This is a genomic window from Corynebacterium sp. BF-R-2, from assembly GCF_024586525.1.
Classification (GTDB): Bacteria; Actinomycetota; Actinomycetes; order Mycobacteriales; family Mycobacteriaceae; genus Corynebacterium; species Corynebacterium singulare.
The window spans coordinates 1-20,486 of record NZ_JAMFTP010000002.1; the positions used below are offsets into that span (position 1 = coordinate 1).

A 20,486-nucleotide genomic window follows, 5' to 3' on the forward strand; every position below is an offset into this window, starting at 1 on the left:
GTTCGGCTTGTCGGTCGGCTCGTTCGGCTTGTCGGTCGGCTCGTTCGGCTTGTCGGTCGGCTCGTTCGGCTTGTCGGTCGGCTCGTTCGGCTTGTCGGTCGGCTCGTTCGGCTTGTCGGTCGGCTCGTTCGGCTTGTCGGTCGGGTCGCTCGGCTTGTCGGTCGGTTCGTTCGGTTCAACCGGCTCGCAACCGCAGTTATCGCTGGTGACACCAATGACGGTCTTGACGTTGAAGGTCTCGCCATCTTCGGTGGTCACAGTTACCGGAATTTCCTGGATGGTACCGCTCGGGGTATCAGCAGGCGGGGTAACCGTCAGCTCACCGGTGGTCGGGTCGATGTCAACAACCCAGCCGGCAGGGACGCTGCCCAGCTCGTAAGTATTGCCATCGGTGTGGCCGTAGTTGATCTCGACAGTCTGGGTATCGCCCGCCTCAATAACCGCTGGGTTATAAGTCGGTGCGGTGATGACCTCAGGGTCAGTCGGATCGGTCGGCTCGGTCGGGTCAACCGGCTGGTCTTCCTTGACGATGAACACCGCGTTCGCCGTGTAGGGCTTGCCGTCCTTCGGCGTCACCGTCACTGGAATCTCGGCGTAGTCACCGGACTTGGCGTCAGCAGGCGGGGTGGCGGTTACCGTGCCGTTTTCGTCCACGTTGGCCGTCCAACCAGCAGGGAGTTCGCCGATCTCATAGGTGTTGCCCTCAGTACCGTCCTTGATGTCCTGCGAAGCAGGAACACCAGGTTCGGTCAGCTCAACACCGTAGAAACCACGGTCGAGTTCCGGAGCCGGCACTGGTGCCGGTTCCTTCTCGGTCTCGGTCTCAGTTTCGGTCACCGTCACAACCTTGCCACCGACACGCAGCTTGCGCGGAGTCGGCTCCTTGGTGACGTTCTCAGTCGTCTCCGGGTCGCCTACGGCTACACCATTTTCAAGCTTCCAAACCTTGGTTACTTCCTTCTCACCGAAGGAACCTGCCTGGTCCTCAATGACCTTGCCAGCCTCGAGGTTCGGATCAACCTCAATGATCGTCTCGAACGGCAGCTGCTCAGTGTGCTTATCGCTCAGCTCAGTCTGGGAAGGTGCGGTACCAACCTCGATGATCTGCTTGGTCGGCTCGCTGATGGTCTCAGTCGAGTCGTCCGTGGTGATGTCACCGTTATCAGAAGTCACCGTGACGGTGTGCTTGACCTCGCCCGGCTTGCCCTCCTGAACAACCTTGGTCTCACCGGCCTTGAGCTCAGGATTCTCGCGAACCTCTACCTCAAACGGGGTGCTCTCAGTCCACTCAACGGTCTTGGAGGTGGTGTCACCCTTAGTGCCGACCTTGATGATCTTCTTGACCGGTTCCTCAACGCGTTCAGTCGTGGTCTTTGTTCCCGTAACCTTCGAGTTCTCGATGGTCTGGGTCGTGGTGACCTTATCCTTGCCCGGCTTGCCCTCCTGGACGGTCTCCTGCTCGCCCGCCTTCAACGTGTCATCAAAGATAATCTCGGTCTCGAACGGAACTTCAACCTCGGACTCGGTGGTGTTCGTGCCCTCGGTCTTAGTTCCCACGCGGATGACCGCGTTGGTCGGCTCCTTGGTGCGCTCAGTGGTCACAGTCGGCTCGCCGGAAGGCTTGCCGTTCACAATCTTCTGAGTGGAGGTCTCAACCTCGGCACCGAGTTCGCCTTGCTTATCGACGACCTGCTCGCCCGCCTTCAACGTGTCATCAAAGATGATCTCGGTCTCGAACGGCACCGGCTTCTCGGTCTTCGTCACTACCGACGTATCCTCGGCCTGCGGACCGTACTCGACGATGCGCTCAACGGGTTCCGTGCGTTCCTTGGCTTCGGTCACTTCTGCCTTGCCATTGGTTCCCGTGAAGGTAGCGGTGTACGAAGCCTCACCATTCTTGCCTTCCTGGACCACCTTGGTCTCACCAGGAGCAAGATCCGGATTCGGGCGCACGGTCGTTCCATACGGAATCGGCTCAGTCCACTCCACCGTATCGGTGGCAGTAGACTGCTTGGTGCCGACCTTGATGACCTGGTCCACCGGCTGCTCGGTAACCTTCTCCTCCACAGTGGGCTCGCCATCCGGGTGGGAGTTGCTGACCTTCTGGGTCACGGTGATGGTCTTCTTACCCGGCTTGCCCTCGGTAACGACTTTGGACTCGCCTGCAGGAATCGTCGGGTCGTACTCAATCTTCACGCCGAACGGAACCTCGGTTTCTACGGAGTTGGAAGTCTCCCCCTCCGTCTTGGTACCAACGCGGATGATCTGCTTGACCGGCTCCTTGGTGCGCTCAGTGGTGACGGTCGGATCGCCGTCCGGTTTGCCGTCCTTGATCTTCTGAGTCGAAGTGACAACCTCGGTACCAGTCTCACCCTGCTGATCAAGCTTCTGCTCGCCCTCCTTGAGGGTGTTGTCGAAGACGATCTCAGTTTCGAACGGAACAGGTTTCTCAACCTTGGTCACCACGGAGGTGTCCTCAGCGGCTGGGCCGTACTCGATGATCTCGTCGACCGGATCCTTGGTCTGCTTCTCTTCAGGGGTCACAGTTGCCTGGTCACCCTTGGCAGAGAAGTCAGCACTGTAGGTCTTCTCACCGGGCACGCCCTTCTGGACGACCTTGATCTCTCCCGGCTTCAGTTCCGGGTTCGGTCGGGTAATAACCTCGAACGGAACCTGGGCAGTCCAGGTGACCTTCTCGGAGGCCTCGGACGGCTTGGTGCCGACCTTGATGACCTGATCGACAGGCTGCTCGGTGATCTTCTCCTCCACGGTGGCCTCGCCATCCGGCTGGGAGTTGGTGACCTTCTGGGTCACCGTGGTGGTCTTCTTACCTGGCTTGCCCTCGGTCACAACCTCAGACGTACCGGCCGGCAAGTTCGGATCGAACTCGACCTTCACACCGAACGGAACCTCAGACGTAACTGTCTCGGTGGTAGTACCGGTGGTCTTGGTGCCCACACGAATGATCTGCTTGGTCGGCTCCTTGGTGCGCTCAGTCGTCACCGTCGGGTCACCAGAAGGTTTCCCGTCCACGATCTTCTGAGTCGAGGTTTCAACCTCAGTACCAACTTCACCCTTCTGGTCAACAACCTGCTCGCCTGCCTTGAGAGTGTCGTCGAAGACAACCTTGGTCTCGAACGGAATTGGCTTCTCAGTCTTGGTCACCAGCTCGCTCGGAGCAAGGCCCGGGCCGTACTCTACGATCCTCTTGACAGGATCCTTGGTGGTCTCTTCCTTAGCGACCTGTGCCTCGGAGCCCGTGGCGGTGAACTTGGCGGTGTAGGTCTTCTCGCCGTTCTCGCCTTCCTGAACAACCCGGGTCTCGCCAGGTGCCAGGTCCGGGTTCTCGCGAACCTCGGTCGGGTACGGGATCGGGACCTTCCAAGTGACATCCTCGGCGGCCTCAGCGGGCTTCGTGCCGACGAGGACGACCTCGTTAATCGGTGCCTTGGTCTGTTTCCAAGTGCCATCCTCGTTCATCTTCTCCGAGCCCGGCTCGCCCTTGGTTTCAACCTTGTACTCGCCAGCAGGAATGGTGGGATCGTACTTGTACTCGACGTCGAACGGCACCTCACGCGTCGGCACGTCGACAACGTTCACTACCGCCTTGGCGGTGTCCGTGGAACCGTCCTCGTAGGTGACGGTGACGGGAATCTCGATCTGCGTGCCTGGCTCAGCATCGGCTGGTGCGGTTGCGGTGATCTGGCCATTGTCGTCGATGGTCACGGTCCAGCCATCGGGAATGGTGCCCAACTTGTAGGGGCTATCCTTTGCGACGTGGACGTTCTCCGGCTTTTCGAGAGTCACCGGCAACTTCGCGGTTCCACCCGGGTAAACCGTTTCCTTAGGATAGGTCGGATCGGCTTCCCAATTGTTGGTCAGGTTCACCACGGTGGTGACAGGCGCCAGCGGGGTGGAGCCGTCCGGCGTCGTCACAGTAACGTTGATGGTCTTCTTGTCACCCGGCTTGGCATCTGCTGGCGGGGTGGAAGAAACGACACCCGTGTTCGGGTCGACCGTGTACTTCCAGCCGTCGACTTCCTGTTCGGTGATCGGTGCGCCGTTCTCATCATTGCCGAAGGAGAACTTCGAACCCTTAGGGGCGTCCTGGACGTTGTGGTTCACAGCCTGATTCGGGCCGGTGGACTCAACGGAGTACGTCGGAGAGATGTCGCTCTTCAGAACAACGACGGTGCCCTTCACCTGCTGCGGCTTGTCAACGTTGTCGTAGTACGCGAGGACTGGGACGTCCAGGATGTAGCCCTCGGGTGCGGTCTTCGGAATGGTCGTGGAGATTTCACCAGTGTTCTCGTTGATCTTGACGGTCCACGTGCCGCTGTCATCCGTGTGGGTGTACTCCGTCTTGCCTTCCGGGAAGGTGTAACGCTTCGGAGCTTCATCGGCCGTGTTGCCGCTCAGGCCACGCTCGGGAATCGCGGGCTTGAGAGTGACCTTGGCGGTCGGCTTATTGGTGACGGTGTCGTAGTCAGGGATCTTAATGTCGACGATCGCCTGGAACTGGGTCTCGATCTCGTCCGTGGTCTTGTCCGGGTAGGTCGCCTTCACCTTCGGGGTGATAATGGTGCCCGGTGGAACGGTGTCATCAGCCTTCGCGGTGACCTTGCCGGTCTCATCGACGGTGACGGTCCAGCCTTCGGGCACAGTGGACTCGTCGATCTCGAACTTTGCTGGGTGGACCGGCGAGTGCCCCTTCATGATGGGCTTCGTGCCCACCTGCGCGGTCAGGTCATCGCCAATCTTGCCCTTCGTCAGATCCGGGCGCACCAGGTCGGTGACCTGGGTGTTGTTCGGGTCGACAACGACGAGCAGTTCGAGCTTGTCTGTGGAGCCGTTGGAGTACTCCACTGTTACGACAGGGCGGGCGAAGGTGCCTGGGCGCGGAGTATCCGGAGCGGTGACGGTGACGTTGTAGTCCTCGTCCATCTCCACGGACCAGCCCTCGTAAACGTACTTCTCGTCGAGGGTCACCTCAGCTTCAAAGCCGCCCTCGCTCTTCTTCTTCTCCAGTTCCTCGATCAGGTCTGGTACCTGGGTGAAGGTGACCTTCTGTGGCTCGGTAGCCAGCGGGCCGGTAGCACTATCGACGCCCGAGATGATCGAAGCGTCTGTCTTGTCGTACTTCGGATCGTGGTACTCGGTATCGTCCAGGGAGAACGCCTTCGAGTCGATCACGTTCGCCTTGCTGTAGCGATCCAGCGAGTTGGAGCTGTCGAATGCGCGACCAAATTCGCTGTTGTGCGTAGCGGCTGTCTGGAGCTGGTCCACGGTACGTGGCTTTGCCAGAACGGAGAAATTCACGTTCTTGTCGGTCGCCAGGTCGGTACCGCGGTACTCAGGCCAGGTGAAGTAGATGTCGCCGGTCGTTTGGTCGACGCGCAGGAGCTGCTCACCGCCGGAGGCTTCTGGATCAGTGGTGCCGATGAACTTACCGTTGCCGTCGTAAGCTTCCACGACCATGCGGGACAACGAGTCGTCCGTGGGCAACGAGTCCTCGTGGTTGCTCTTAGACAGCTTGGGGACGTTGACGGTGCCGACCTTCGTCTCCTCTCCAGGCACGATCACATGCTTCTCGAAAGACTCCCACGACACCGTGATGGGGCTACATTCGTCGTTCTCGCTCGGCCACGGGTTGAACGAGACTGAAGCATCAGTCACATTGAAAATTTGCTTGTCTTTTTGAACATTGTCCTCCGTATAGTAATCCTTCCAACCGTAGGACACACCACGCTCAGAAGCAGCTGCGGCGATGTCATCATCGTTTAAATCTGCTGCAATAGTTGCAGTTTTAGGTTGTCGCCCTGGTTTGTTAATAGACATCACAGACGAGCTCGAATCGGTGATACTCTCACCAGCAAGTACATCGCCCGGCGCCATCGCAGCAACGTCATGAAGAGTCACCGGAGCATTATTATTTGAGCCCGTAACTACAAAATCGGTCCAAGTTCTATCTTTAGAACCATCCATTTTGACGTTTACGCCGAATTTTCGCTTGTCAGAGCCGGCTTGCTTCGACGGTTCCTGAACGGAGAAACTAAAGCCACCCTTGCTGCCCTGCTGGCCTCTGAAACCGACCGTACAGCTGCCGGAACCGATATCGGAGGCCAACTGCTCCGCACGCTCGATGGCCCCGCTGCCATCGGTTCCTCGGATACCGCCGGTGAACTGCGTGTCCGCAACCTGCTGGATGTCTGCAACCTCGGCTTTGTTTCCTTGGCTGTACACGCCGGGAATTACAGCGGCGGTACCTAGTGCAACGGCGATCGCAGAGACAGTGGCGATACCAGTGGTGGAGCGGCGGTGTGCCGCAGCTTTCTTTTGGCTTGATGCCATGTGAGAGAGTCCTTCCTAAATGGAATATGGGTGCACTGTGCCGTGATCCCTACTGAAATATCTGGCAAAAGTAGAGGTCATAAGCTATTTTAGCCGCTAAGATCCACTTAACCAAACATGCATACAAGCAATGCCACGTAGTCGGGACACAGACAGCACTTAATTCACACCGACAGTCTAGTGAAGATCCCCCAAGGTTGCAGTCAGTTCGCGGGAAATCCCCATCCCCCCCACACGCTGGAATTATACCTAATGCATAAACGGATAATTGTGCTATTTGTCGTTCACCAAGTCTGAACCACCAGACGAGTCGGAATCGCCCGATTCATTGAGGTTTTGCATAAGGTTGGCTTCCATCCAGGCACGAACGGCACCTTCGAAATCATCGGAGGCCTTGACTTCTTCGACCACTTCATCAAGGTCCTGCTCCGTCAGGAATTTAGTGAAAGAAGCGATTTCCAGCTTTTCGTCGCGGTTGAAGAGTCCATCTTGGTACACCACAACGTAATTTTGCGGCAGCTCTGGCCGCGCGTTAGGGCACCCCTGAGCACCGGCGGGCTCCACCACAGAGAGCTCCGGCGGAAGTGAGGCCATCAGAGCGATGTGAGAACGCTCCAGAAAATCCTCACCGGAAGGGTCACCTTCCTGGTCTGTGACATAGTCCTTGGACACCGCGCGGGCAGCCACGGGATCAAACGCGTCGAGAAAAACTCCGGTGCAGCCAACAAAGAAGTTTCCGCTCCGACTCATGCCATCGTCATGATCCCCATGCTGAACAAGCATTGGTTCTTGGGAAACAGTAGCGGCGCGGCCTTCGTCACGGAGCGTCTGCCGGTAGATTTCCGCCAACACACGCTGTTCGTGCGAGGTCGGATCAATCCTGATGGTGATAGGGGCTGAGGCTACTGGTTTCGGGTCCGGAGTTGGCTCGAACCCAGAGCAGGCGCTTATCGACGCCCCCATGACCACCGTCGCCATAACCCCACCGAAACGCGTGGCGGTGCGGGCAGAGGGCATAAGACGAGGCATCAAATCGAGGGCGTTCTTTCTATTCAACACTGTTTAAGCATGACGAGGCGTCGTGCTGAATCTTACACACTCGGTCAGCTGTAGCGGTGTAGCTCACCGATACAGCAGTTGATTAGACTGGGACGGGTTATGACTAGCGCAATTACTGAATCAGCAGTTCGCGACGCGCTCGCGCGCGTCGACGACCCCGAAATCGGCCGCCCCATCACTGAGCTCGGCATGGTCAAGGACGTCACCATCAATGGTGCGGACGTCGACATCGAGCTGTATCTCACCATCGCGGGTTGCCCTATGAAGAGCACTATTGAGTCCAATACTCGCGCGGCGGTAGCGGAGCTCGATGGCGTCGGTGATATTGCCATCTCTATGACGCCCATGAGTGATCAGCAGCGCCAGGAGCTCAAGCAGAAGCTACGCGGTGGCCAGGCCGAACCGGAGATTCCCTTCGCCAAGCCGGAGTCCACCACACGCGTCTTCGCCGTGGCTTCTGGTAAGGGCGGCGTGGGCAAGTCCTCCGTCACGGTGAACTTGGCAGCAGCCCTCGTGGAGAAGGGCCTCAAGGTTGGCATTGTTGACGCCGATATCTACGGCCACTCCGTTCCCAGCCTGTTGGGCTCCACCGATGGCCCGACTGTGCTGGATGATGAAATGCTGCTCCCGCCCATTTCACATGGCATCAAGCACATTTCCATTGCCCAGTTCGTCGAGGGCAATGCACCCGTCGTCTGGCGCGGCCCCATGCTGCACCGCGCACTCCAGCAATTCCTCGCGGACGTCTTTTGGGGCGACCTCGATGTCCTCCTCCTTGACCTCCCGCCCGGCACCGGTGACGTGGCACTGTCTGTAGCCCAGCTCATCCCCAACGCCGAGCTACTCATCGTCACCACCCCGCAAGCTGCTGCCGCCGAGGTAGCCGAGCGCGCCGGTTCCATCTCCCAGCAAACCCGCCAGCGTGTCGCCGGCGTCATCGAGAACATGGGTGCCATGGTCATGCCGGATGGCTCCACCATGGACATCTTCGGTGAGGGCGGCGGAAAAGTTGTCGCTGAACGCCTCAGAGTTCTTCTCGGCCACGACGTGCCCCTCATGGCAACTATCCCCCTCGATCCGGCCCTGCGCGCGGCTGGCGACGAAGGAACCCCGATCGTCATCAAGGCTCCCGAATCCCCTGCGACGAAGGCTATCAACTCCGTGGCAGAGTCAATCGCCGTGCGCTCCGATTCCCTTGTGGGCAAGAAGCTTGGCCTCGGCGTGACCCGCAAGGGCTAACTAGGTCACATCCTCCCACGACACGCTGCCCCCGCCGCTGGATGAATTCCCGCCGTGTGGGGGTTGCGTGTTTTCTGTGGTTTGGCCAGCCGACTCTGCCGTGGCGTGCCCCGGTGTCTGCCCTGTTGCCGGTTGTCCAGGTGCCGGTTGTGTGTGGTGCGCTGCCCCGACGGTGCCAGCGTTGGGGTCAGCGTAGATCTTCGAATAATCGAAGGTCGGTCGCCCCGGCTGCTGCTCCTGCGGTGTTGCTGGTGCCGCGGGCGCACCGGTCTGGTGTGGGCGCTGCCCCGGCTGTACCGCCGGGGTGGCCGTATCCTGCACTGAGGGATCAGTGCTGTGTTTGATGTCCTCCGCCATCTTCTTGGGGTTGAAGTCATCCCAGGCTGAGTCGTCGCCGTCGAAAAGCGCCTTTGTAATCACCCCGCGCGGTCCTAAGCGCGACCACTGTGCTGCCTGGCTCAGCGGAACGCGGAGGTCATCGAACTCCGCACCCAACCCGGTCATCTCACCGCTGAGCTCAGCCTTTGCGTTATTAATAGCCTTGCGCGCGGCATAGACCGCTGCGCGAACGTCCATAATAACGCCGGGAAGGCGCTCTGGGCCGATGATGACGAGGCCGAGGAGAACAATGACGAGGATCTCCAGCCAACCAATTGAGGAAAACACGAAACTATCTTAACCACGTCGTGGTCTCACTCGGGGGACGAGCGTGCCCCAACCTAGGAGCGCTGGTTGTGCTTGATAGCGCGCACCACCATCTCCACCTTGTCCAAGAAATCCTGGCGTGGCTGATGCGCAGGCTCTTCCGCGTCCGCCCCCGGCCCAGCACCGTCGTGAGCGATTCCCGCCAACTTGGCCATGAGGGAATCAGGGGCCTTCACATGAGATTCCACACTGCATTCGCGAACCCACTCGGCGGCATTGCGTTGATGCTGAATCTCCGCGCGGCACTCGGCGCAGTGCACAAGATGAATACGAACACGGTGCGCATACTTTGCGGGCATCTCGCCATCAACAAAGGCTACAACGGCCTCAGGGCCCAAATGTCCAATGGTGTCCGCGCGCTGCGCGCGTGCTTTGGCCTTGTCACGGACTTTTGCTTGAGCTTCAGTAAAGATGCTGGTCAAAGTGAGAGGACGCTCGTGATTCTTATCATCTAAAGATCTCACAGCACATGCTCCTCTCACCTCAGTTCAGCGTGCACACCGCAATTCAGGCTCACACTCTTCCGGCCAGTCTAGCGCGTGCGGAGGAGGCTGCGAGCGTCCGCGTTGGTCTGCGCTTCCTTTTCCAGCGCGGCGCGCAGCTGGGAGCGGCCGCGGTGAATGCGGGAGCGAACAGTGCCCATCTTCACACCGAGGGTCTCCGCAATCTCGTCATAGGTCATGCCCACGACATCACACAGAACAACCGCGACACGGAAATCCGGTGCCAGATTGTCCAGCGCGGACTGCAACGCCGGATCCAGGTTGGCCACGGAGTAGGCCTGCTCTGGGGTCATGTCCGTACCGGGCACCCGCTCATAGTCCTCGGGCAGAGCTTCCATACGAATCTTCGAGCGGTGGCGCACCATGTCCAAGAAGAGGTTAGTGGTGATGCGGTGCAGCCAGCCCTGGAAAGTACCGGCCTGGTACTTGTCCAAGGAACGGAAGACGCGCATAAAGGTTTCCTGCGTCAGATCTTCGGCATCGTGCTGGTTACCAGAAAGGCGGTAGGCCAAGCGGTACACGCCATCGGCGTGCTCAGCCACGAGCTCGCCCCATGAAGGCATGTCCGCTTCACCGGCATCGAAGGCAGCGGTACCGGTCAGCTCTTCAGCCTCAACGCCGTGTTCTTCCACGGCACTAATCTGATCCTCGGAGCTGAGCGGGGTAGTGTTCTCGCGCTGCTTTTTCGTCATGAAACACATCATTCTATAGACGGCAACAGATCTCCAGCCACAGCACTGTGAGCAGCCTGTGAATCCATCCCACCGCTTTCATGCGCTACTCACGCCACACAGGGCACGGCACCCGTGGGCTTCCCTCGCGATTCTTAACCCACGGCGGCGGTGATTTCACTATGGTTTTCTCTGTGACTACTACGGCTTATGACGCAATGCGATCCTTCATCGAATCCACCAGCGAGGCTTCCGAGGCTCTGACCAGTGCCCGTGCCCACGCTGAGGAGTACGGACTACCGGTCCCGGATGAATCCACCGGCCAGCTTCTGAGCACTCTGGCGGCGATCTCCTCCGGAACCTCCTCGCGCCCACAGGCGGTGGCGATTACCCCGGCAGCCTCCGTGGTGGGCCTGTACTTGCTCGCAGGCATGCCCGAGAACGGCATCCTCACCTGCATCGATCCGGAGGCCGAGCACCAAGCAAGCGCGAAGAATACCTTCCGTGAGGCCGGCTACTCCCCCAGCCGCGGCCGCTTCTTGCCCTCCCGTCCGCTTGACATTATGGGCCGCCTAGCCAATGACACCTACCAGGTAATCTATGCCGAGGTTCCGGCCCTCGACATGCCGGCGCTGGTGAAGGCCGCGTGGCCGTTGCTGCATCAGCACGGCACGCTGGTGCTGGCCAATTCTTTGCTGGACGGCACGGTGGCTGATGCCTCCCGTACCGACCGTGACACCGCCGCTGCGCGCGAGACCGACGAGCTTGCTCGTTCGCTGGAGGGCGCAGCCGTCACTCGCCTGCCCTATGGCGCGGGCCTCACGCTCATTACCAAGCTGTAGAAGCAACGCTGTAGAAAAGCCGGGCACCACAAATAAAAATCCCGGCTTCCTCACCCCCGGTGGGATGAAGGAGCCGGGATTTCCTGTCCTTGGAGTTCACTCGTGAGAGAAAACCGGGGGCGTTTTAGACCGTCTGATTCTTGCCCACGACCACGACGCCGCCATCGGAGACCTTAAAGCGCTGTTCATCGCGCTCACGGTCCACACCGATAATGGCGCCGTCGCTCACGACGACGTTCTTGTCCAAGATCGCGCGGCGCACCACGGCACCGCGTCCGATACGAACGCCAGGCAGAATGACGGAGCCTTCCACCGTCGCACCATCGGCCACGTGAACATCCGAGGCCAACACGGAATTGCGGACCGTGCCGCCCGAAACGATGCAGCCTGGGGCCACCATCGAGGACTGGGCAATGCCGTTCTGCACAAACTTCGCCGGCGGGAAGTTGGAATCATCGGTGGAGTGAATTGGCCACGCACGGTTGTAGAGATTGAAAATCGGGTGCACCGAAATCATGTCCATGTGTGCTTCATAGAAGGAGTCGATGGTACCGACGTCACGCCAGTATCCGCGGTCACGCTCCGTGGCGCCAGGGACCTCATTTGCCATGAAGTCATAGACGTGTGCTTGCTGGCGTTTGACGAAGTACGGGATGATGTCACCGCCCATGTCATGATCCGAGTCCTCGTTCTTCTCATCCTGCAGGAGGGCCTCAATAAGCGCCTCGGTGGTGAAGACGTAGTTACCCATCGACGCATAGGTCATATTCGGGTCATCCGGGGTTGCTGGCGGGTCAGCTGGCTTCTCCACGAACTCGGTGATCGTTCCCATGCCATCAGCCTGGATGCAGCCAAAAGCGGAGGCTTCCGAGCGGGGAACGCGAATGCCAGCGACCGAGCAGTCGAGGCCGGTGGCGATGTGCTCCTCCACCATCTGGGCCGGGTCCATGCGGTATACGTGGTCGGCGCCGAAGACGATGACGTAATCCGGCTTCTCGTCATAAATGAGGTTGAGGGACTGCACGATGGCATCGGCCGAGCCGTTGTACCAGCGCTTACCACGGCGTTGCTGGGCTGGGACCGAGGCGATGAACTGCGGAGTCGGGCCCGACAGGTTCCACGCCTGAGAAATGTGACGGTCCAGGGAGTGGGACTTGTACTGCGTCAGGACAGCAATCTTGAGGAAACCGGCATTAACGAGGTTGGACAACACGAAGTCGATGAGGCGGTAGGAACCACCAAATGGAACGGCGGGCTTAGCGCGATCCTCCGTCAGTGGAAAAAGGCGCTTACCCTCGCCGCCGGCGAGGACAATGGCAAGGACATTAGGTAGGCTTCTCACGACACCTAATTTAACTTCTTTCTCGTCATTCCGCAGGGAAAACTTGCACGCTTTCACCCCCGTCACGCCCGCACCACCGCCGCCGTGCTCAACCTTCTGCGCGTGCGATGGAAGATACGTATTCTGGGCGAGTATGAGAGCCGGAATTTTTTCTAAGGAGTACCCGCCGGAGATTTACGGCGGAGCGGGCGTCCACGTTGCGGAGCTGACCCGCTTCATGCGCGAGATCATTGATGTGTCCGTTCACTGCACGGGGTCCCCACGCGATGAAAAGGATGTTTTCGTTCATGGTGTGGATCCACAGCTGAAGGAGACCGAGGCCAACGCTGCACTGCAGACGCTGTCCACTGGCCTGCGCATGGCCAACGCGGCCTCTGATATCGACGTGGCCCACTCCCACACGTGGTACACCGGCCTCGGCGGCCACCTGGCTGGCCGCCTCTACGGCATCCCCCATGTCGTGACTGCCCACTCGCTGGAGCCGCACCGCCCATGGAAGCGTGAGCAGCTGGGCGGCGGCTATGACATTTCCTCGTGGTCAGAGAAAAACGCCATGGAATACGCCGATGCCGTCATTGCCGTATCTGCCGGTATGAAGGACTCCATCTTGGATGCGTACCCGCGCGTTGACGCCGACAAGGTCCACGTGGTCCTCAACGGTATTGACACCGAGGTCTGGCAACCGGGAGAGGCGCCGGTGCTGGACAAGCTGGGCGTCGACAAGCAGCGCCCCATCGCCGCTTTCGTCGGCCGCATCACCCGCCAGAAAGGTGTAAAGCACCTACTCAAGGCCGCACAGAGCTTTGATGAGGACATTCAACTTGTGCTGTGTGCCGGCGCACCAGACACCCCGGAGATAGCCGCGGAAACCGAGGCGCTCGTGGAGGAGCTGCGCGCCCAGCGCGATGGCGTGTTCTGGGTTAAGGAAATGCTCTCCCGCGAGGAGATTAAGCAGGTCTATTCCGGCGCCGATGTGTTTGTGTGCCCGTCCATTTATGAGCCGCTGGGAATCGTCAACCTAGAAGCCATGGCCTGCAGTACCGCGGTGGTGGCCTCCGATGTCGGTGGCATTCCGGAGGTTGTCATGGATGGTGAAACCGGCGTCCTCGTGCATTATGACGAGGACGATGAGGCCACGTTTGAGGCTGACCTTGCCGCTGCGGTCAACCGCGTGGCTGCGGACTCTGAACTGGCACAACGCTTCGGCACCGCCGGACGCGAACGCGCCATTAGTGAGTTCTCCTGGGCCACCATTGCGCAACAGACCGTGGACATTTACCGCTCGTTGATGTAGGAAGGACTGCCGTGACGCAATCCCAACAGCAACACCGACCAGAACTCCACTTCGTCCCCGAAACGGGTGTCCTCGACGCCCCAGCGGGCATCGTCCGTGACGGCGATACGTGGCACCTGTTCCATCAGTACCGCCCAGAGCCTGACCAGCCGGCCCGCTGGGGACACAGCTACTCCGCGGAAACGCCGTTCGCTTGGCTCGACTGCGATGACGTCCTCGCGCCCGTGGGAGGCGAACTTTCGCTGCGCGCTGGCTCCGTGGCCGAGGGCAGGGACGCTCTCAACCTGTACTTCACCTCAGTGACGTCGGTCGGCACCAACGTCCGCTTGGCGCGCTACACCGACTTCGCCGACGAATGCGTTGTGTCGGATGACCCGAACGCACTCGATCCTGACGTGGTCCGCTTTGGCGAGGCCGTGAGTGCCCATACCGACTTTGACCGTTTCCGCTCCCCGTCGGTGGTCCCCGACTGGGCTAAGGAAGACCGTGATGAGGGCCACGACGGCTGGCTCATGCTCGCGCTCACCGGGCACTCCGATGCCCCTGTGCCCGTCATCTTGGATAGCCCGGATGGTGAGACGTGGTCCGTCCTGGGCAAGCTGAGCTTCAACGGCGATCCCGGCTTCAACGAGGATGAGGTGCCCGCAACCTCCCCGATCCCACCAGTTGTCTCACCGCGCCTCGTACGCCTGCGCGATGAGGTGGATGAGGAGATCTACGATGTCCTCTTCGTCACCTTGGAGCGAGCCGGGCGCGATGTCTCCGGCTACATTGTGGGCCGCCTCGACGGCACGAAGTTCACCGTGTCCAAGGGTTTCCAGCTCGTGGACTTTGGCCATGATTTCTCCCGCCCGCGCAATACCAACACCACCACGGGAACCATTCCTCAGGAACACCGCTATGACCGCGCCGTCATCCTGGGCCTGCTCAACGGCAATGGCCGCGGCGATGACGCCACAAAGCACCCCACGTGGGAGGCCGAAGGATGGGCCAACAGCCTGTCGCTGCCACGTGCCGTCACGCTGCAGGGCGGGGTGCTGTACCAGACCCCGGCGCAGGGGTTGCCGGATGCGGTCAAGCTGTCGGATTATGCGCAGTCGTGGACCGGTGTACTCGAGGTTCCGGAGGGCTCCAGCGTCTCGGTGAGGCTGCTCGATGGTTCCGGTGATCCCGCAGCGGTCATCCGCCACACCGGTGAGGAGATCAGCCTAGACCGCTCCATGTCCAAGGCCTTCGATCACCACTTCAAGGACTCTGCGCCTGCCGTTGCCCCGCTGGCAGAAGGCGACTCAGACACGCTCACCATCATTCAGGATGGCGCCAGCGTGGAGGTATTCGTCGACGGTGGCTTGGTCGCCATGAGCTCCCGCGTGTACTTCGAGGGCGGTTGTTCCGCCATTGAGGTCTCCACCGAGGGCGAGGCTGTCATCGAACAGTGCTGGAGCCGCACAGGCTCCAAGCGCTCCTAACGTTCAAGGACGACCGCACGGCTCAGCGTTCGGACGGTTCAGGGTTCGGACGCTGAGCGGTGTTTAGGACGCCGAACGCAGACGGTCGAGGCGCGCGTGCGCCGTCACGGTGAGCGCCTGCGGAAGGGAGGCCATGCGCTCGGCGAGCTCCTCGGCGCTGATGTGACGTGCCGACGGGCTCATCCCCACCTGGGCGGCAATGGAGGCCTTATCCAGTGTGATGGGGAAAGAGATATCGACCGGCTCTGCGGCCTGCTCCAGGAACCCCTCGGCCTGGGCGTAGAGGCGTTCTACCTTGCCCTCTTCCACTCCGAGGATGCCGAGCGGCTCGCGCAACTCATCCAGATGGCCTGCCTGCGGGGTCAAAACGATGACCTCGCCGCCGGGCGCCAACACGCGCTGGAACTCCGCCGGGTTACGTGGTGCAAAGACCACGGAAATAGCGTGAATAGAGTTATCACGAATAGGCAGGCGCTCCCACACGTCCGCTACCACGGCGCCGACGCGCTCATGGGACTTAGCCAGATGCTTGGCTGCGTGCGTAGAGATATCGAGGCCCACGCCACGCGCCCCCTCGATGGAATCAAGCGTGTGGGCTAGATAATAGCCGGTACCAGCGCCAACCTCGAGGAGTGCCGGAGCAGTGTGCTCATCCAAGCCCGCAGCATGCTCAGCTGCATCCTGCGTTTCAAGGGCGTCCTGCACCGCGCCAGTCACCGCCTCCACGAAGGGCGCGAAGTGGCCCATAGCCAGGTAGGTCTCGCGCGCAGTGACCATGGAGGCGTCATCGCCCTGATGCTTCAGGCCTGCGCCGGCTGCCAGCGTGACATAGCCCTGCTTGGCCACATCATAGGAATGGCCGGTCTCCGACACGAGGCGAGCAAAGTCATCCGCGCCCTGCAGGGCGCTGCCATCGGCAGGATCGGCCAGAATATCGACGATATGTGAAAGCATGCTCCTAGACTAGCTAGAAACCTCAACAAGGAGTGAACCGAGCTGGGCTGCTTCCTCTTTACTGAGCTCGATGACGATACGGCCACCCCCGTCAGAAGGAATGCGCATCACGATCTTGCGGGACTCCTCTACTGCTTCCATTTCTCCACCCGTAGTGCGGGGCTTCATCGCTGCCATAGTGAGTCTCCTTCGACTATCTTTTAACTTCCTTCTAGTCTAGCCCTTTTTCGCCTTCAGCCGGCGCGCTATCACCAACCGGGACCGCGGCGCCGCCCTCCGGGGCGCTCATGCGACGTTCCACGGCGGCAATAAGCGCGTCCACCTGGTCCTGGCGGTAGCCGCGCGGGACGACATCGAAGCGCAGGTCGTCGAAGCGCCCATCGTCAAGGGCGCGAAGGTTCTCTAAGTCAACGTCAACGGGCTCGTCAGGAGTATCCATGACGGTGCCACGGCCGACGATGCTGCCCCATGCCCACGTACCGATAATGACGAGAGCGATAAGCACGACGATGAGAAGAATCCAGGACATCATGCGCTAAATCCTACCCACGAGTGGCGGGCGCTGTGGCACCGGGCCACGAACACCGGCACGCGCGAGGATGGTCTGTGTCACCACGTCCGCCATGGGTGCCAGTTCGACAAGTGGGCGGTTGCGATGCGCACGGGTGCCCAGGTCCACCTCCGAGAGGGCGTGGGGGCCATAGCGCTTAGCGACGTCCACCAGCAGCCCCGCTTCCACCCCATAACCGTCCACGAATGGCAGTTCCAGCGCGGCCGCGCGGCGGAGCGCATATTCGCCGCCCAAGGGCTGGTCAATGTGCGCAAGCTCCGGGAAAAACTCGCGCAGCAGGGGCTTAGCGGTCAGTTCCGTCACGCGGCCACCACCAGTGGGTGTGCCCTTGTAGCTGCGCCGATAGCGTGCTTTCACCATCTGGATGTGGGGATCAACGAAGGGCTCGGTCAGGGCGTTCACCATGCCGGGGGCGGCGGATTCGAGGTCGGCGTCGATAAACACGACGATGTCACCCTCTGCCGCAGCCACGCCGCGCCAGAGAGATTCACCCTTGCCGGGCCGCGGCGCCTCCTCCAGGATTTCCCGCCAGTTCAAGACTGTCGCCCCAGCCGCCGCAGCTTCCGCTGCGGTTTCATCACTGGAATCGGCGTCGATGACGAGGACCTCGTGCGGCACATCAGCCAGACAGGAGCGCACCACATGCGCCACGGTGCGCTCTTCATTGAGCGCCGGAATGACGACGGAGACTCTCATGCCAACCCACGCGTTGTGGCCAGAGGCTGCATCTCCCCGCGGATCGCAGCGGTCATGCGGATGACATCCAGGGTGGGCCCAACCTCGTGCACACGGAAGGCCGCCACACCGCGCGCAGCCGACCACGCCGTAGCCGCCAAGGTGCCCGCTACGCGCTCATCCACCGCACGGTCGAGTGTCTCACCCACAAAGTCTTTATTCGACAAAGCCATGAGCACCGGCCACCCCGTAGCCACCACCTCGTCGATGCGGCGCAACAGCTCCAAGCCATGAAAGGTGTTCTTGCCAAAGTCGTGCGTGGGATCGATGAAGGTCAACTCCTCCGGGCATCCGAGGTCCGCGGCTTTCTCCGCCAGCCGTGTCGTTTCGGAGATAACGTCCGCCACCACGTCATCAAAGTGCACGCGGTGCGGGCGGGTACGCGGAACCACCCCGCCGGTGTGCGAGCACACATAGCCCACCTTCTTCTGCCCCGCGACTTCGATGAGCTCCGGGTCCCAGCCCGCCCACGTGTCGTTAACTAGGCGAGCACCGGCGTCAATCGCGGCCTCGGCAACCTCGGCACGCCACGTGTCCACAGAGATCAGCGCTTCCGGGTGGCGGTGGTGTAGCTGGGCGATGGTCGGCACCACACGCTCTATTTCTTCGGCAGCGTCGACGTGCTGGCCCGGGCCGGCCTTGACGCCGCCGATGTCGATGATGGAGGCGCCGTCGGCAAGCGCTTGCTCCCCTCGCTCCACTGCCGGATCAAGCTGAAAGGTAGCGCCCTGGTCATAGAAGGAATCTGGCGTGCGATTCACAATCGCCATAACCTGGGCAAGACCACGGTTTGGGCTCACTTGCCCTCCTGCTCCCGCACGCGCTTGTCCGACATCACCTTGTGCGCCGCCACGATGTGGGCTAGGGCCTCATCCGGATCATCGGTCACAAGGAACAGATCCAAGTCCTCGGGGCTGATGAAGCCGCCCTCCGACAGGGTGTTCTTCATCCATTCCACGAGACCAGACCAGTATTCCGTACCCATGAGCACGATGGGATAGTTGGTCACCTTGCCGGTCTGGACCATGCACATGACCTCAAAGAATTCATCCATGGTGCCCATGCCGCCCGGCAGGCAGATAAAGGCCTGGGAGTACTTGAGGAACATGGTCTTGCGCGCGAAGAAGTAGCGGAAGTTGAGGCCCAGATCCACGTACGGGTTGAGGCCCTGCTCGTGAGGCAGTTCGATGCCCAGGCCTACCGAGAGCCCGCCGGCCTCGTGAGCGCCACGGTTGGCTGCTTCCATGATGCCGGGGCCACCGCCGGTAATAACGGCATACTTTGCCTCCGCAAGGCGCTTGCCCACTGTGACACCGAGTTCGTAATTCGGGTCATCCTCCTTCGTGCGTGCCGAGCCAAAGACGGTGACGGCCTTGGGCAGCTTGGCCAGGGCGTCGAAACCGTCGACAAATTCGCCCTGGATGCGCAGGACACGCCATGGATCTGCATGCTGCCACTCGTGGTCCGCGCCGGATTCAAGCAGGCGCTGGTCGAAGGTGGAGGACTGCTCACCGGCAGTCCGCACGAGAAGAGGTCCGCGCAGGGTACGCAGTTGCTCAGGAGTCATGGTGTGTTATCCCTTCAGGTAGTTCAAGAGTGCATGAGACACGGCGCTAATCTGCTCGACGGGGACTTGTTCATCTTTCTTGTGAGCAAAGCCCGGATCGCCGGAGCCAAAGTTGACGGCCGGGGTCCCCAGCTCGGAGAAGCGGGCGACGTCGGTCCATCCGTATTTGGCGCGAACGTTGCCCCCGACGGCGTCGACAAGCGCACGCGCCGCCGCCTGCCCCAGCCCCGGCATGGCGGCACTGGCGATGTCATCGACCTCGATGCTGACGTTGTCATGCTCACCAATGACTTCCTTCATATGCGCCAGGGCCTCCTCAGAGGTGCGGTCAGGAGCAAAGCGGAAGTTGACGAACATCCACGCCTCATCCGGAATGGTATTAGTGGCCACCCCCGATTCAAGGTGGACGATGTTAAGGCCCTCCTTGTACGTGCAGCCATCAATCTCCACATCGCGCGGCTGGTAGTTCGCCACGTTGAGCATGACTGGGGCCAAGGTGTGGGCGGCGTTGGAGCCGAGCCAGGCGCGGGCAGAATGCGCGCGGGTGCCGTGTGCCGTGACGCGCAGGCGGATCGTGCCCTGGCAGCCAGCCTCAATCATCGCGCCAGAAGGTTCACCAAGGAGCGCAAGGTCTCCCTCCAGCCATTCCGGATGGTCATTCTGCAGGTGGCCCAGGCCGTTAAATTCGGTGGCGACCTCCTCCCCCTCATAGGCGATGACCGTCAAATCGTGTTTCAACTCGTCCGAGTCATAAAGCTGCGCGAAGGCAGTGAGATAAATGGCCATCCCGGATTTCATGTCCACGGTGCCGCAGCCATACATGGTGCGCCCGTCCTCCGACATCGTGTGGGGCACATTATCCGCCAGCGGCACCGTATCGATATGGCCCGCCAGCACCACTCGGGTGTCAAAGCCACGGTTGGTGCGGGCACACACGGTGTTGCCGTAGCGCTGAACCTCCACCACGTTCGGGTCAAGGCTGCGCAGCGCGTCCTCAACGGCAGTGGCGATCTCCTCCTCATGATGGGAGGGGCTGGGGATGTCCACCAGCGCCTTGGTGAGATCGATGGGGTCGGCGAAAAGATTTAAAGTCACAACCCGCCATGCTAGCGTCCCCCGCCAGTTAGTGCATTGCGTAAAGTACATCCCATTGCAAACAATCAACGTTGCTGAAGGTGATGTCC

General features: G+C 60.7%; 17 protein-coding genes. 4 read left to right on the forward strand and 13 right to left on the reverse strand.

Annotation, left to right across the window (positions count from 1 at the left end; translation table 11 throughout):
- On the reverse strand, positions 1 to 6,351 hold a 6,351-nt coding region (locus M5J09_RS01120), incomplete at its 3' end, for a G5 domain-containing protein (RefSeq protein WP_257156698.1).
- Between the two features lie 273 nt (positions 6,352 to 6,624).
- Complete coding sequence (locus tag M5J09_RS01125; RefSeq protein ID WP_236684045.1) at positions 6,625 to 7,410, reverse strand: hypothetical protein; 786 nt, start codon at positions 7,408 to 7,410, stop codon at positions 6,625 to 6,627.
- Between the two features lie 99 nt (positions 7,411 to 7,509).
- On the opposite strand from M5J09_RS01125, the gene M5J09_RS01130 reads away from it, so the two are divergent.
- Positions 7,510 to 8,649 carry an Mrp/NBP35 family ATP-binding protein gene (locus M5J09_RS01130; protein WP_257156699.1) on the forward strand — a complete coding sequence of 380 codons (1,140 nt, stop codon included), beginning with the start codon at positions 7,510 to 7,512 and terminating at the stop codon, positions 8,647 to 8,649.
- Here the strand turns inward: M5J09_RS01130 and M5J09_RS01135 are convergent, their stop codons facing one another.
- From M5J09_RS01135 to sigE, 3 genes are all read right to left on the reverse strand, one after another.
- Complete coding sequence (locus M5J09_RS01135; protein ID WP_257156700.1) at positions 8,650 to 9,315, reverse strand: Sec-independent protein translocase TatB; 666 nt, start codon at positions 9,313 to 9,315, stop codon at positions 8,650 to 8,652.
- 53 nt (positions 9,316 to 9,368) lie between these two features.
- Complete coding sequence (locus M5J09_RS01140; RefSeq protein WP_257156701.1) at positions 9,369 to 9,818, reverse strand: anti-sigma factor; 450 nt, start codon at positions 9,816 to 9,818, stop codon at positions 9,369 to 9,371.
- Between the two features lie 68 nt (positions 9,819 to 9,886).
- On the reverse strand, positions 9,887 to 10,549 hold the full coding sequence (gene sigE, locus M5J09_RS01145; protein ID WP_257156702.1) for an RNA polymerase sigma factor SigE: 663 nt from the start codon (positions 10,547 to 10,549) through the stop codon (positions 9,887 to 9,889).
- Positions 10,550 to 10,722: 173 nt separating this feature from the next.
- On the opposite strand from sigE, the gene M5J09_RS01150 reads away from it, so the two are divergent.
- The gene (locus M5J09_RS01150; RefSeq protein WP_042530356.1) at positions 10,723 to 11,370 is read left to right on the forward strand and encodes an O-methyltransferase; all 648 of its coding nucleotides are present in this window, start codon (positions 10,723 to 10,725) and stop codon (positions 11,368 to 11,370) included.
- 124 nt (positions 11,371 to 11,494) lie between these two features.
- Here the strand turns inward: M5J09_RS01150 and glgC are convergent, their stop codons facing one another.
- Positions 11,495 to 12,712, reverse strand: coding sequence for a glucose-1-phosphate adenylyltransferase (glgC, locus tag M5J09_RS01155; RefSeq protein ID WP_042533190.1), 1,218 nt, complete (start codon positions 12,710 to 12,712; stop codon positions 11,495 to 11,497).
- Positions 12,713 to 12,845: 133 nt separating this feature from the next.
- Between glgC and glgA the strand changes: the two genes are divergently transcribed.
- Positions 12,846 to 14,006, forward strand: coding sequence for a glycogen synthase (gene glgA, locus M5J09_RS01160; RefSeq protein ID WP_257156703.1), 1,161 nt, complete (start codon positions 12,846 to 12,848; stop codon positions 14,004 to 14,006).
- Positions 14,007 to 14,017: 11 nt separating this feature from the next.
- Complete coding sequence (locus M5J09_RS01165) at positions 14,018 to 15,475, forward strand: GH32 C-terminal domain-containing protein (protein ID WP_257156704.1); 1,458 nt, start codon at positions 14,018 to 14,020, stop codon at positions 15,473 to 15,475.
- 63 nt (positions 15,476 to 15,538) lie between these two features.
- On the opposite strand, the gene M5J09_RS01170 is transcribed toward M5J09_RS01165, so the two are convergent.
- Genes M5J09_RS01170 through dapE form a run of 7 tightly spaced genes read right to left on the reverse strand, consistent with a single transcriptional unit; the run spans position 15,539 to position 20,448 of the window.
- Positions 15,539 to 16,429: a methyltransferase domain-containing protein gene (locus tag M5J09_RS01170; RefSeq protein WP_042530350.1), complete on the reverse strand. Its 891-nt coding sequence runs from the start codon at positions 16,427 to 16,429 to the stop codon at positions 15,539 to 15,541.
- 9 nt (positions 16,430 to 16,438) lie between these two features.
- On the reverse strand, positions 16,439 to 16,606 hold the full coding sequence (locus M5J09_RS01175) for a DUF3117 domain-containing protein (RefSeq protein ID WP_070537056.1): 168 nt from the start codon (positions 16,604 to 16,606) through the stop codon (positions 16,439 to 16,441).
- 34 nt (positions 16,607 to 16,640) lie between these two features.
- Positions 16,641 to 16,961, reverse strand: a complete 321-nt coding sequence (locus M5J09_RS01180) for a DivIVA domain-containing protein (RefSeq protein WP_141741457.1) — start codon at positions 16,959 to 16,961, stop codon at positions 16,641 to 16,643.
- 3 nt (positions 16,962 to 16,964) lie between these two features.
- A complete protein-coding gene (locus M5J09_RS01185; RefSeq protein WP_257156705.1) occupies positions 16,965 to 17,696 on the reverse strand; it encodes a glucosyl-3-phosphoglycerate synthase in 732 nt (243 codons plus the stop codon).
- On the reverse strand, positions 17,693 to 18,505 hold the full coding sequence (gene folP, locus M5J09_RS01190; RefSeq protein WP_257156810.1) for a dihydropteroate synthase: 813 nt from the start codon (positions 18,503 to 18,505) through the stop codon (positions 17,693 to 17,695). The genes M5J09_RS01185 and folP overlap by 4 nt, the downstream gene beginning before the upstream one ends.
- A 26-nt stretch (positions 18,506 to 18,531) precedes the next feature.
- Positions 18,532 to 19,302: a TIGR00730 family Rossman fold protein gene (locus M5J09_RS01195; protein WP_042530344.1), complete on the reverse strand. Its 771-nt coding sequence runs from the start codon at positions 19,300 to 19,302 to the stop codon at positions 18,532 to 18,534.
- Between the two features lie 6 nt (positions 19,303 to 19,308).
- Positions 19,309 to 20,448 carry a succinyl-diaminopimelate desuccinylase gene (dapE, locus tag M5J09_RS01200; protein WP_257156706.1) on the reverse strand — a complete coding sequence of 380 codons (1,140 nt, stop codon included), beginning with the start codon at positions 20,446 to 20,448 and terminating at the stop codon, positions 19,309 to 19,311.
- Positions 20,449 to 20,486 lie beyond the last annotated feature (38 nt).

Excerpts from the sequence above, each read along its gene's own strand:
- M5J09_RS01185 (WP_257156705.1), bottom strand. The coding sequence starts at position 17,696 with ATGAGAGTCTCCGTCGTCATTCCGGCGCTCAATGAAGAGCGCACCGTG.
- M5J09_RS01195 (WP_042530344.1), bottom strand. The coding sequence starts at position 19,302 with ATGACTCCTGAGCAACTGCGTACCCTGCGCGGACCTCTTCTCGTGCGG.
- sigE (WP_257156702.1), bottom strand. The coding sequence starts at position 10,549 with ATGACGAAAAAGCAGCGCGAGAACACTACCCCGCTCAGCTCCGAGGAT.
- M5J09_RS01130 (WP_257156699.1), top strand. The coding sequence starts at position 7,510 with ATGACTAGCGCAATTACTGAATCAGCAGTTCGCGACGCGCTCGCGCGC.
- M5J09_RS01180 (WP_141741457.1), bottom strand. The coding sequence starts at position 16,961 with ATGATGTCCTGGATTCTTCTCATCGTCGTGCTTATCGCTCTCGTCATT.
- glgA (WP_257156703.1), top strand. The coding sequence starts at position 12,846 with ATGAGAGCCGGAATTTTTTCTAAGGAGTACCCGCCGGAGATTTACGGC.
- dapE (WP_257156706.1), bottom strand. The coding sequence starts at position 20,448 with ATGTACTTTACGCAATGCACTAACTGGCGGGGGACGCTAGCATGGCGG.
- M5J09_RS01170 (WP_042530350.1), bottom strand. The coding sequence starts at position 16,429 with ATGCTTTCACATATCGTCGATATTCTGGCCGATCCTGCCGATGGCAGC.
- M5J09_RS01175 (WP_070537056.1), bottom strand. The coding sequence starts at position 16,606 with ATGGCAGCGATGAAGCCCCGCACTACGGGTGGAGAAATGGAAGCAGTA.
- folP (WP_257156810.1), bottom strand. The coding sequence starts at position 18,505 with ATGGCGATTGTGAATCGCACGCCAGATTCCTTCTATGACCAGGGCGCT.